Raw genomic sequence first — 12678 nt, 5'->3', positions numbered from 1 at the left:
GTGTTAGGGGCCGACAACTACGAACCGCCGAGCCTGCTGCGCTCGACGGACAATTCGTGGGCCAACAACTCGGCGAACGTGAACGTACCAGTGGGCCGGTCGTTCTTGCCCAACAGGTACAGTCGTTTGACCGCGGCGAGGATACCCTCGGCGATGGCGTCGCGGGTCTGCGTCGAGATCAGCATCCTGCGGTCATGTGGATTGCTGAGGTAGCCGACATCGACTTGAACCGTCGGCATCCTCGTCAGTCGCAGCAGATCCCAGGTTCGGCCATGCACACGGCAATCTCGTAAACCGGTGCGCGCCACTACTTCTCGTTGAATGAAATCAGCCAGGTTGCGGCCGATGGTGGAGACCGAACCATGTGAATTGCCAAAGTGAAAGGAGGCCACCCCGTTAGCCGCTGGGTTGCGGTGAGTTTCGCATCGCAGGCTGATCATGAGGTCTGCGCCAACAGCATTGGCGGTGGCGGCCCGTTCAGCGTCCGACGGGCTGCGATTTGTTGGCCGCGACAGGAACGTCTCCATGCCGATGGCCGTCATCCGTCCTTCGAGTCGACTTGCCAAGTCCCACAACACGTCTGCTTCGCTGATAGGACCGTCCGGACCTTGGGTGATCAGACCGTGGTCGGCACCGCCACGGCCGGGGTCGATGATGATTCGCTTGCCTGAAAGTTTCGGGCCGGAGCTGCGGACCAGTTCTTCCTCGCGAATCGCGTGTGGCGAACCGCCACTGACACGCGAACTAAGAAAGTACAAGGAGCGCAACGTTTCTGGGCCGCAAATGCCGTCGGCAGCCAGTCCGTACTCGCGTTGGTATGACATGAGCGCGTTGTGGGTTTGCAGTCCGAAATATCCATCGACCAGACCGGTGTAGAAACCGAGGTCTTGCAGGCGGGCTTGCAAGGTGGCGACGTCATCGCCATAGAGCGGGGCACCGAATTGGTGGTACAGCGTGCGCGCGCCCAGCCGATAGGAGGCCTCCTTGAGCGCGCGATAGGTGGCCTCGCCGACGATGCCGTCCACCAGCAGTCCACGATGTTGTTGGAAGGCACGCACCGCGCGGTCGAGCTCTTCGTCGAACAAATCGGGTGCGACGTGCCGGCCGGTGGTCAGGTCTTCGTCGGGATGGTCCAGCATCCCCAGTGCGGCCAGCGCAGCTCGGATCTCGGTAACAGCGGCGCTGCGATCACCGCAGCGCAGCACGTCGCCGTCTTCGCGGCGCGGACTCGGCATACCAAGGGCCCTCCGGGACTAACTGACATCGCTGATGTGTCCATGACAGCTAGCGGTATTGTCGCAGATCCTCGCCGATTTCGGGAAAACCCCAGGCTAACCGCGGGCCCCGCGCCGTGGCTAGGCGAGGCTAGGCGAGGTTGGGAACCACGTCGGAGAGCTCGCGCAGCAACGCCGCCTTACCCTTGGCGCCGACGATCCGCTTCACGGGCTGGCCGTCCTTGAACAGGATCAGCGTGGGGATCGAGACGACCTGGAATTCGCGCGCGGTCTGCGGGTTGGCGTCCACATCCAGCTTGGCGACGGTGAGGCTGCCCGACCGTTCGGCCGCGATCTCGTCGAGGACCGGCGCCACCATCTTGCACGGCCCACACCAGGTTGCCCAAAAGTCAACCAGCACAGGCCTGTTGCTGGATAGGACATCGGTGGCGAAGGAGGCGTCGGAAACTTCGATTGTGGCGCCGGACTTTTCGGCTTCGGTCATCGCTGTGCTCCAATCAACGTAGTGTCAGCGTCTCCAGATGTAGCGCCCATGTCCGGGTGCTCGGCTAGCCAGCGCTCGGCGTCGATGGCTGCGGCGCAACCACTGCCGGCAGCGGTGACCGCCTGCCGGTAGGTACGGTCCACCAAATCGCCGGCGGCGAACACGCCCTCGACCGAGGTACTGGTGGTGCGTCCTTGCACCAACACGTAACCGTCCGGGTCGACGTCGACGGCATCGCGCACTAAACCGGACCGCGGCTCGTGCCCGATCGCGACGAACACACCGGTCACCGGCAGCGTGGATTCCGCCCCGGTGACGGTGTGGCGCAACCGCAAACCGGTCACCGTGGTGTCCCCGTCCACCGCGACCACGACGTGATTGGTCAAAAACCGGATCTTGTCGTTGTTGCGGGCCCGATCGAGCATGATCTTGGAGGCGCGGAACTCCTCGCGCCGGTGCACCAGGGTCACGCTGCGGGCGAACCGGGTCAGGAAGGTGGCTTCCTCCATCGCCGAGTCACCGCCGCCGATGACGGCGATGTCTTGATCGCGGAAGAAGAAACCGTCGCAGGTGGCACACGAGCTGACGCCGCGGCCGAGCAATTCCTGTTCGCCGGGTACCTGCAGATAACGAGCGGCCGCGCCCATCGCCAGGATGACAGCGCGGGCCCGGTAAGTTTCCCCGTCCGCGGTGACCACCGATTTGACCGGCCCCTGCAGCGAGACCGACTCGACGTCTTCCATCCGCAGGTCCGCGCCGAACCGCAGCGCCTGCTCACGCATCTGGTCCATCAACTCCGGGCCGGTGATGCCGTCGCGAAAGCCGGGATAGTTCTCCACCTCGGTGGTGGTCATCAGCGCGCCGCCGAACGAGGTGCCCTCGAAGACCAGGGGCGCCAGTTGCGCGCGGGCCGCGTACAGTGCGGCGGTGTACCCGGCCGGACCGGAGCCGATGACGATGACCTCGTGGACGGTGTGTTGAGCGGACGAAGCGGTCATGCGGGCCTTTCCGGTGCGTCGAGCGGGTCTCAAGCTTTTACGAACGTCAGCCTAGGCGGGGGTGTTCCCGCGGGTGCTGCGCACCACATTACGAGCGGGCGACCGTGGTGCTGGCCAACAGCCCGGTATCGGCCGCGCTGCAATTCGGGGCGACCGCAAACACCGTCACGGAATCGGGCGCGTCACCGGGCACCACCAGCAGCACACCGGGACGGGCGTTGATCTCGATCGGCCGCGCGCCCAGCACCCGGGTGGACGCCGGATAGCCGAGACCGCTGAGGCAGGAGGCACGCCGTGACGGGTCGGCGAGGGGGCCGTAGTCGGGTGCGCGGTCGAGCAGCGCGAGGATGTCGGCCTGCGAGAGCGGTATCGCCGGGGCCGGTGTCGACACGGTGATGTGCTGCGCGGTGGGGGGTGCGGTCGGTGCGGGAGGCGGCGCATGGAGAAGTGCTGTGGTCCCCAGGCCGATCGCCGCGGCCGCCGCGGACAATCCGGCGACGCCGGCAATGACCCGGAGAACTCGCGGGCGCGGCCGCACCGCATGAGCGGCGCTGGGTGAGCGCCCGGGAGCCGCAGAACGCAGCGCCGCCAGCACCCCGGCGGTGACATCGGCGGGAACCTCCGGGGCCGACGTCGGATCGGCGCCCACCGCGGCGACGTCGCGGCGCACCTGGTGCAATGCCCGCAGCATCCCGGCGGCCTCCGGGTCGGCGCGGATTTGTCGGCGGACACGCGCGGCGGCTTCGTCGTCCAGCAGGCCGGCCTGCAGCTCGGCCAGCAGCTCGACGGTGAGCGGCGGGCCTCCGTCGGCCCGGTTTTCGGCTGCACCCATCCGCCCCAGTGTCCGTCATGCACCGCCCGGACGGCCACGCGGAGGGCGCGCTAACCGCTAACCGACCGTGTCGGCGTTCGCGTTGAGGTAGCCCAGCAGCTGCGCGAGGCGAGCCCGCGCGCGGGCGCAGCGGCTCTTCACCGTGCCCTCGGCCACCCCCAGCATTGTGGCGGTGTCGGCGATCGAATAACCCTGCATGTCGACGGCGACCACCGCGGCCCGTTGCTCCACGGGAAGGCGCATCAGCGCCCGGTGCACCACGATCGCGGTCTCGACCTGGGCCGTGCGGTCGGCCACCGCATACACGTCCTGCAGCGGAGCGGTCGGCTGGGCGTTGGCGCGGCGCAGCCGGTCCAGGCACGCGTTGACCACGATGCGGTGCAACCAACTGCTCACCGCGGCGTCATAGCGGAACGAGGCGGCGTTGCGGTGCGCCGACAGCATCGCCTCTTGCAGCGCATCGTCGGCGTCCTCGGGGGTCCGGCTGGTCAGCCGTGCCAGCCGATGTAGCTGGCGGTGATGACGCAGGAACAGGTGACCGAAGGCGTAGCGGTCGCCGGCGACGTGATCGGCCAGCAGGTCGGCGTCGCTGCGTTCACACCCGTTGCGTCCCCCGAAACCCACGGCCGGACACTAACCAATCGACTACCGCTGAGCACTTCACCCCGGTGGGGCCCGCTCAGGCTGCGGCGTGGATCGTGATTTCGGAGATGTCGGCGCGGCTTTTGCCGTCGGTGGTTCCCAGGGTGGTGATCCACACCAGCAGGTTCGACGTCGGTGAGGCGGTGGTAACCGCAACGGTGTTGTGACCGGGCTTGAGGGTGGTGGCCGGTGTCAACACGGTGGTGTCCCCCAGCTTGGCCGGCGCCGGCGTGGGTGAGGAACGAAGCTCCACATTGGTCCCGGTGCTGGAAATGTCGATCGTGACGGCGCCGATCACCGTGGGCTTGGGTAGCTGCAACATCAATCCGACGCCGTTTTTGAAGCCGGGGAACGGTACCGCGTCGGTGTAGGTGTCGGTTTGCCAGGCGGTGGTGGGGTCACCGTCGATGGCCAACCCGGCCTGGCCAGGGTTGTCGGCCTCACCCTCGGGGGAGAAGACGGTGGCCTTGGTGGGTTTGACGACGCTGCCGGAGGGCACCGAGTTGGCGGGAGACTCGGACGCCGACGAGGTCGCCGTGTTAAGACCGAGTTGCTCCCCGTTGAGGCCGTTGCCGAGGTCGAACAACCGGTTGAGCACCGACGCCAACACCAACATCGCCACCACGATGACAGCGGCGGCCGCGGCGATACCGATGATCAGGTTGCGGCGCCGGTTGCCCAAGGGCCCGGCACCGCGCACGGATGGCTCGGGTGGGGCCGGCGGTGGCGTCTCATCGATGGGCCCCAATAGCTCGGTGCGGTCGGCCACCGCCGTCGCCTGCTGCAGCAGGTTCAACAGCGTCGACGCACTGCGTATCCCGCCGTCCTCGTGCACCGACCGGGCCGCCACCGCGGAGATCTGAAAGGGGATGTCACGGTCGACGACGGCGGGTTCAACGGGATGACCGAGGGCATCGCGCTCGGCGGGCGCCAATCCGCTGCGCATCCCGGACTCCGGTAGCGGCCACCGGTTCACCAGCAGGGCATACAGCGAGGCGCCGATCCCGCGGATATCGTCCTGCGGACTGGCGTCGGGCATGGTCGCGGGGAAGGCCAGCACCACGTCGCCGTCGATGCTGACACGCACCCGGCTGGGGTGGTCGATCGACAGGGCGACACCCGCCCGGTGGGCCGCGTCGGCGGCCGCTGCCAGCGACTGCATCGCGCGGATGGCGCCCACCGGCGACGGCGAGGTGTCGGCAACCTCCCGCAGCGAGCCGCCGCGGATCCACTCGGCGACCACCAGACCGCCGGCACCGGTGTGCACGACATCGAGTACCCGGGCGATGCCCGCCTTGTCGATCCTGCTGAGCCGCAACGTGCGGGCCAGGATCTCCTGCAGCATGTGGTCGGGCAGCGCGCCCTCGGGGTCGACAAAGGTCAGCGCGACCTGCCGGTCCAACGCGGTGTCCAGCGCCTGCCAGAACCGCAACAGCGCTGTGCCACCGTGGCAGATCAGCAGGCGGTAGCGGCCGTTGGCGACGTGAGCACCGGGAACCAGGGAGACATCGTCGCGGGCCACCGCCGATTCCGGACCGCGCTCACGGGCGGCGTCGAACGGACTCGGGCCGCGGGCATCGGCCGGATCACCGTTGAGCTGGTCGGCGCGGCGTGGCGAAGAGAGATCGGATCCACCGCTGACCGGAATGTCTGGCGGGAAGTGGTCGGCAACCGGCTCGGTGCCTGATGCGTAATTGGCCGAGGCGCTATCCGATGGGCGGTCGCTCACCTCCAGTCCTTTCGCTTTTCCGGCCCTGGGTATCGGGGTTGTGCGCCGGATCGGCTGCTGCACCGCGGTTCGAGGCGGCACGGCAGAATTTCTCTGCTCAGGGTACGTGACCGGGCGAGGCCGAGACGATCCGTTGGGCACGGTCGCGTGGCGACACGCCAAGCGCCGGGCGCGGCCCCGGATGGCACCCAGCGCCGCGTGCGCCTCGGGGACCTGTGCCCCGAGCATGACGGCGGCCAGGATCGGCACCATGATCATCGCCAACACCAGCAGCCGCAGCACCGACCCCGCGCCACCACCCTGGGCGGTCAGCTCACGCAACCCCAGCAGCCGATCGGGCAGGTAGGCGAGCAGGCCGGCCAGCAAGGACGCCGCCACCGTCACCAGGATGGTGCGCACCTCGCCGAGGCCGATCAACTGGCCGCCGCCGGGCCGCAGGGCGCGCCGCAGCAGGTAGTACCCGACGAGCGCGCCGGCCAGGAAGCCCAGGCCGTTGGCCAGCCCCAGATATCCGGCGACCAGTTCGCGGTCCGCGGTGACATGCGGCGCCAACACCGAGCCGGCGATCTTGACGCTGGTGATGACGACGATGATCAGGATCGGAGTCCACGGTTGCTGCCGGGCATAGAACACCCGCAGCTGCAACAGCACCAGCGCGTAGGGGATCAGCGTGAACGCCGACAACGCGATCGCGGCGCCCAGATACCCGGCGTCGACGGCACCGAAATTGCCGTAGGCGAACAGCGCGGCGCCGATCGCCGAGCCGCCGACCGTCATGAACGCCACCGTCGGGATCAGCGTGATCATGGTCAGCCGGGTGGCCAACGACAGGTCGGCCAGCACGCCCGGGACGTCATCGGCGGCGGCGTTGCGGCTCAGCCGCGGCATCACCACCGTCAGCACCGTCACGCCGATCATGCCGAACGGCAGCATCAGCACCAGCCAGGTGTAGTTGTAGATGGCCGGGCCGGAGGCCGCGGCCGTGCTGGCGATCTGGTTGCCAACCACCAGGCCGAGCTGGCTGATCAGCACGTAGAGCACCATCGCTGCGGCCATCGCGCCAAAGCGCTTGAGCCGCTCGTCGATTCCCCACAGCGGACGCAGGCTGACGTGGTGGCGCCGGAGCGCCACCAGCAGCACCGCGGCCTGCGCGAACACGCCTGCGGTGGTGCCGACGCCGAGGACCAGCAGCTTGGTGTTGCCCATCGCAACGGGATCGACCGACAGCTCGCCGGGCACACCGAGATACACGCCCAGGGTCGCGATCGCGACCAGGTTGTTGACGACGGGCGCCCATGCCGGTGGCCCGAACACGTTGCGGGTGTTCAGGATCGCCATGAACACCGAGGACAACCCGTAGGCGAGCACCTGGGGCAGCAACAGGTAGGCGAACGCCGTGGTCAGCGGCTCGTTGACTTGCGGGGTGCGGCCCAGCATCAACCGCACCAGCAGCGGCGCGGCCAGCACCGACAGTGCCGTGGCGGCCAACAGCAGGGTGGTGGTCAACGTCACCAGCCGGCGCACGAACGCCGTGCCCTGATCCGGGTCGTCCCGTTCGGCGCGGGCCAGCACCGGCACGAAGATCGCGGTGAACGTCGCCTCCAGCACCAGCGCGGCGACCAGGTTCGGCAGTTGGTTGGCCACCGAGAACGAGCTGGCGAGCGCGGCGCCCAAAATCGCGGCCAGCAGTACGATTCGGGCAAAACCGGTGATCCGGCTGATCAGGGTGGCGAACGCCATCGCCCACGACCGCGACACCAGCGCGGCGTCGGACAGCTCGGGCCGTCGGTGCGGCCCCGGCGGGGGCGGAAGGCCCGGCGCTGGCACCGGACCGGGCGCCCCCGAAGGCGGGCGTGCCCGCAGCTGCGCGTGTCGCTGCGGCACCGTTGGCACCCGCCGAGCGGCGGGTTTCATACGCGGTGGTCTTCCCGGACCCGCCGGTCCGTTGGCTGCCCGCCGTGTCCGCCGTGTCCGGTGCCGGGTGGATCGGGACGATCCAGGTCGGCCCGGTCGGGCTGACCACGGAACCGGTGCCACAGCCGTCGTCCGGCCAGCATCACCAGCACCGCGGCGGCGGTAAGGGTGATCGCGAACAGCACCTTGCCGTAGGCGTTGGAATGCACCGAGAGCCGAACCGGCTCGCCCAGCGCCGTGCCGTCGGGGGTCCGCAGCGCCACGTCGATGGCGACACGCTGGGTGAAGTTCACCTCGATCGGTACGCGCAGCGGCAGATACCCCGGCGGCAGCTCGATCTGGCCGACGTCGGTCACCGTCATCCCGGGCGGAGCGTCGACCTGCAGCCGCACCCGGATGGGCACCGCCAGGCCGTTGTGCAGCGCCAGCGGCAGCGGGCTGTGCTCGGTGGCCAGGGTGTAGGAGCCACCCGGGTTCACGATCGTCACCGAGCCGAACAGTTCGTCGATGGTGTTGCCCACGACCGCCAGCCGCTGCTGGGCCAGCCCGTTACGGGTATCGGGCGGCACCGATTGGCTCAATGCGCGCAGCATGTCTTCCCGCAGCGGCGCGGTGTACTGTACGCCGGTCAACCCGGTGCGGTTGTCGGTGGTCAGCGCCGACGTCAGCTTCCACAGCCGGCCAACCTGGCCGGCGATCTCGGCGGTGATGGTGTCGTCGATTCGGCCGCGCGCGGAGTCGTCGTCTCCGGCCGGCTGCGGCGGATCGGTGCGGGCGGCCGCGTCGGCGATCACCGCCGGTAGCGGTCGCGGCACCGCAAGGCCGGACCGGATGTCGGTGGCCAGCGCGGTCAGCAGGACCTGCGCGTCGTCGGCTTGCAGGTTCCACGATGCCGGCGGCACCAGGATCTGCGTGCGCGGCGCGGCGTCCGTGGCCAAACTGCGCCACAGCATGGCGCCCACGGCGTCCTGACGGCGGGCGGTGGCCGAGTCGTGCGTGATCCGAACCGACAACGAGGGGTCCAGGTAGGTCGGAACGATCGGGTTGGTGCCCGCTGCGGCCAGCGCGGCACCCACCGCCGGGTCGAACGGGGCGGTCACCACCTGCGGGGACAGCCGCCGCGGTGTGATGGGGGCGCCGGCGGAGCCGCCGCTGCCGGACGAGCCCCCGACGTCCTGGGCAGAAGGCTCGGCAGCCGCGATCGCGACCGTGCTGTCGTCGGCGCTGAGCAGGTCGACCGCCCGGCGGGTCAACTGGCCGTCGGGCAGCAGGGTTGCCCCGCGGGTGCAGGTGACGTCCAGGATGCGGTCGACGATGTCCCCGGCGCTGACGGTGGCGAACGAACTCAGCCGGGGATCGTTGACGCGCTGCAACGCATCCAGGTCGGCGTGGGCATACGGCAGTGGCGTGACGCACATGCGATGGGCAAGCGCGCGTAACCGGTTCAGCCAGGTGGCCGCGGCGGCCTGACCGGTGCCCGGATGCGTGGGGGTGCCCGGCCGCTGCCCGGTTCCGTCGGGGGAGTCGGACACCACATACCCGGCCGTCATCGCGTTGACGGTGACGAGCAGATCCGGATCGAGGGCCAGGCACAGCGCCCGTCCGACGGCCCCGTCCGGATCGACGTCGCGGCTGGTGGCCAGCTCGGCCGCGGACAGCAGCCCGTCCAGCCGGCCCCCGGTGGCCAGTGAGTTCGCCAGGTCGTCGTCGGTCAGCCGGACCGGAATGGTGCCGCCGGGGGCGCCGGGCGCCAGCCGGGGCCGGTCGGCCAGCGGCCACAGCATGGTGATCCACACGGGTTTTGTGGTGTCGGGTGCGACGGCCGAGTCGAAGGTGCCGCCGTGCTCGGGCGGCACCCCGACCACCGGCAGCAGGAACCGCGCATTGTCCAGCCGGGCCGGCGCCCCGTAGTCGGGCGTGCCGTTCACGTTGACCAGGACCGGGAATATGCCGGGCTGCTCGATGGACAGCGACGGCTTGGTCAACGAGCGCAGCGGGGCCGAGAGGGTAAAGCCGGCCCGCTGCCCGCGCTGGAGTTGGGGAGCCACCGTGAGGAAGTCCGCGGCCGGCTCATACTGGTCGGTGCTGCCGTCGAGCGTGGTGCGCAAGGCAGCCGGGGACGCGACGGCCGGAGCGTGCTCCAGCCGGACCATGACGTCTTTGACCGGGCGGTCACCGATATTGGTGATCATGCCGCTGACCGTGACGACGGGTTCGCTGGTCGTGGTGACCACATCCGGGGTCACCTGATCGATGCGAACCTGGACAAATGGTGTCGGGCTGGGCTCGCCGGCGGTTGCGCGGGGCGCGGCGGCGGGAACGGCGAACACCGCCAGGCAGCCGGCCGCGGTGCCGACGACCGCGGCGCGGCGCGCCAACCCGGCCCACCGAAATCGCAGCCCGATCACGGCCCCGGCCCGTCACCGTTCTTCCGGCCGTGCGCGGGTCCGGCCACGTGACGGGCGCGCGAATGCGTTTGCGGCCGCCGCCGGGGCGAGCTGGGCGGTAGCGGTGGGAGCGCGTCCGGGCCGTCGCTCTGCAGCTTGTCGATCAGCTCGTCGGCCACTTGGGCCAAGCGGCGTTCGTCGGCGTAGGCCAACCGCGACGGTAGTTCCCGGATCGGCACCCACGCCACCTCGGCGACCTCGAGATCGTCGTCGGACAGTTCTCCGCCCAGAAACCGCATCAAGTAGTGGTGCACCGTCTTGTGCACCCGCCGGCCGTCGGTGACGAACCAGTAGTCGATGCGTCCCAGCGCGGCCAGCACGCTGCCCCGGATTCCGGTCTCCTCGGCGACCTCACGAATGGCGGTCTGCTCGGCGGTCTCGCCCAACTCGATGTGGCCCTTGGGCAGCGACCACAGCATCCGTCCGCGCCGGTCGACGCGACCGATCAGGGCCGCGACCTGCTCATCACGTGGGCCGTCGATGCCGTCGATGACCAGGCCTCCCGCCGATGTCTCGTGGATCGTGCGCAGACGGGCCGGCCCGCGCCGCGCTGAGCGGGACCGTCGCGGCTTGGCGGGTCGCGGGGTCGTAGCGTCACCGGCGGGTTGGCTGGTGGGTTGGCCCTCGGCGCGGTTCACCGCCGAATCCGCGCCGCCACGACCGCGGCGCCGGCCTCGGCGTCGACGTGGTTTGGCTTGTTCGCCGTCCGACACCCAAGCGATATTAGCTGGTACGGGTGGGTGTACCCGATGTACTCGCCGGTTGTGCGGGGTGCGGCGGCGCGCGGCACCCCCCGATCATGGTCCCGGCTCCCGCGCTCGGGCGCTGGATCGGCCGGCGCACAGGTCAAGGTCTCGGTGACGGCGTCCCTCAACGATTCCGCGGGGCGAGCGGCTCGGCCACGGTGGAATCGGGTTCGGCGATGCGCCCGTCCGGCAGGTCGCGGACGGTCCAAGCCCAGCGTGCACCACGCGGCAAGTCCGTCACAGTGGTCGCAGTTGTCCCATGAGTATCTGCGTCGGCGGGTAGCCGATGTGCCCACCTTCGAGCGACAAGTCGCCCAGATGAGTCATTCCCAACCTGGTCGGTGGTCCTAGGCGATCGGTGATCGTTTGACTGGGCTGTTGATCTTCCGGTTGTGCCTGATCACAGCGCCGAGGGCGAGGAGGCGTTGGGCGACGCGGGCGTAGGCGCCTTCGGGTGTGCGCCCGCCGTGGGCGGTCGAGATTGAGTTGGTCCTTGCGGGTGTCGTGGCTTCGATCCATTGGCGCATGCCGGCGAGGTTGCCGTAGCGGCGTTTCTTGCTCGTCCTTGCGGTCGGGGCACACCAACAGCACGCCCAGCTGGTCGGGGCGGTAACGTTGCAACTCGGCGCCGGACACGCCCTTATCGGCCAGCACGACCATCTTCTCGCGCGGCGCCCCGAGGTCTCGGGGCATGCGCGAACAGCTCTGCGGCGACTTCTCTTTCGCCGAGCTTCGGGTCGGCCAGACACCACCCGACCGGCATCCCCTCCGCCGTGCTGATCAGATACGGCTTTCAACCCCCAAACCAGCGGGAGTGCGCGGCGCAGCAGCCGTAGTTGGGCCCACCCGGCCAGACCGGAACGCTTCACCGTCTCCCGGTAGGCAGCCGCACGGCACCGGGGTGGCGTCGACCGAGCGAACCTAGATCGTCGGCCCACGACGGACACTGGCTGGCCAGATACCGAATCGCCTGGCAGATCAGCGGTGCCGCGGCCTTGACCCGCTTGTGGTAGCCGGGCCGTTTGGGCGGGTAGGAAATAGGTGCTCGAGTCCGCCGAAACACATTGGCAGCCAATGATGTTCGCTGCGGGTGCCGAGCAGCACCTGGGCCACGGCCAGGCACACCGGCTCGGCGTCGGTCAATGGCTTCGGCCGTCCCGCACGCCGCCGGTCGGGTTGGACCACGTGGTCGTCGATCATCACCCGCCGAACGTGCAATCATGGCGGCATCGCCCGGCGTGTCCCCGCCACCAGTGCACGTTCGGCGCCGCCGGTGCACGCTCGGCGCGGAGTTAGGAATCACTCATCCAGGGGGCAGGGTGTTCGCCCACGGTCGCACCTCGTGCGCTGTCGCTCAGATGCGGGCACAGCGGGCATCCCTCGCGGCCCGAGGCTGCTGCGGCAGATGTGACCGTCGTCGTGGGGTTGGTCGCCTCCGGTCACAGCTCGGGCCGTGTCGGCCCGCATCGTCACCCGGCGGGGTCTGGATGGTCGGGTTCCTCCGCGGGCCGACACGGCCCGCATCGTCACCCGGCGGGTCTGGATGGTCGGGTTCCTCCGCGGCCGACACGGCCCGCATCGTCACCCGGCGGGGTCTGGATGGTCGGGTTCCTCCGCGGGCCGACACGGCCCGCATCGTCACCCGGCGGGG

The 12678-nt window shown here is 69.5% G+C and carries 8 protein-coding genes and 1 pseudogene; all 9 read right to left on the bottom strand.

Annotated features, from left to right (window positions below; translation table 11 throughout):
- Positions 1–17: 17 nt before the first annotated feature.
- The 9 genes and pseudogenes from G6N20_RS17395 to G6N20_RS22460 all read right to left on the bottom strand — a co-directional run bounded on the left by G6N20_RS17395 (position 18) and on the right by G6N20_RS22460 (position 12227).
- Complete coding sequence (locus tag G6N20_RS17395) at positions 18–1235, bottom strand: N-acetylmuramoyl-L-alanine amidase (protein ID WP_083049360.1); 1218 nt, start codon at positions 1233–1235, stop codon at positions 18–20.
- Positions 1236–1365: 130 nt separating this feature from the next.
- Positions 1366–1719 carry a thioredoxin gene (gene trxA / locus G6N20_RS17390; protein WP_083049357.1) on the bottom strand — a complete coding sequence of 118 codons (354 nt, stop codon included), beginning with the start codon at positions 1717–1719 and terminating at the stop codon, positions 1366–1368.
- A complete protein-coding gene (trxB, locus tag G6N20_RS17385) occupies positions 1716–2717 on the bottom strand; it encodes a thioredoxin-disulfide reductase (protein WP_083049354.1) in 1002 nt (333 codons plus the stop codon). Before trxB ends, trxA begins: the two co-directional genes overlap by 4 nt.
- Before the next feature lie 88 nt (positions 2718–2805).
- On the bottom strand, positions 2806–3549 hold the full coding sequence (locus tag G6N20_RS17380) for an anti-sigma factor (RefSeq protein WP_083049351.1): 744 nt from the start codon (positions 3547–3549) through the stop codon (positions 2806–2808).
- Between the two features lie 57 nt (positions 3550–3606).
- Positions 3607–4173: an RNA polymerase sigma factor SigM gene (sigM, locus tag G6N20_RS17375; RefSeq protein WP_083049348.1), complete on the bottom strand. Its 567-nt coding sequence runs from the start codon at positions 4171–4173 to the stop codon at positions 3607–3609.
- A gap of 55 nt (positions 4174–4228) precedes the next feature.
- A complete protein-coding gene (locus G6N20_RS17370; protein WP_083049346.1) occupies positions 4229–7834 on the bottom strand; it encodes a lipid II flippase MurJ in 3606 nt (1201 codons plus the stop codon).
- Positions 7831–10242 carry a hypothetical protein gene (locus tag G6N20_RS17365; protein ID WP_142272075.1) on the bottom strand — a complete coding sequence of 804 codons (2412 nt, stop codon included), beginning with the start codon at positions 10240–10242 and terminating at the stop codon, positions 7831–7833. The genes G6N20_RS17370 and G6N20_RS17365 overlap by 4 nt, the downstream gene beginning before the upstream one ends.
- Positions 10239–10994, bottom strand: coding sequence for an NUDIX hydrolase (locus G6N20_RS17360; protein ID WP_083049345.1), 756 nt, complete (start codon positions 10992–10994; stop codon positions 10239–10241). The genes G6N20_RS17365 and G6N20_RS17360 overlap by 4 nt, the downstream gene beginning before the upstream one ends.
- Positions 10995–11374: 380 nt before the next feature.
- A pseudogene (locus G6N20_RS22460) lies at positions 11375–12227 on the bottom strand (IS982 family transposase).
- Positions 12228–12678 lie beyond the last annotated feature (451 nt).

Origin of the sequence: Mycobacterium shinjukuense (assembly GCF_010730055.1) — a bacterium.
Taxonomy (GTDB): domain Bacteria; phylum Actinomycetota; class Actinomycetes; order Mycobacteriales; family Mycobacteriaceae; genus Mycobacterium; species Mycobacterium shinjukuense.
Note: the sequence above shows the minus strand (reverse complement) of the source record. Positions and strands in the feature narration are given on the sequence as shown.

Coding starts and splice junctions, on each gene's coding strand:
- G6N20_RS17395 (WP_083049360.1), bottom strand. CDS start 1,235: ATGCCGAGTCCGCGCCGCGAAGACGGCGACGTGCTGCGCTGCGGTGAT.
- trxA (WP_083049357.1), bottom strand. CDS start 1,719: ATGACCGAAGCCGAAAAGTCCGGCGCCACAATCGAAGTTTCCGACGCC.
- trxB (WP_083049354.1), bottom strand. CDS start 2,717: ATGACCGCTTCGTCCGCTCAACACACCGTCCACGAGGTCATCGTCATC.
- G6N20_RS17380 (WP_083049351.1), bottom strand. CDS start 3,549: ATGGGTGCAGCCGAAAACCGGGCCGACGGAGGCCCGCCGCTCACCGTC.
- G6N20_RS17370 (WP_083049346.1), bottom strand. CDS start 7,834: ATGAAACCCGCCGCTCGGCGGGTGCCAACGGTGCCGCAGCGACACGCG.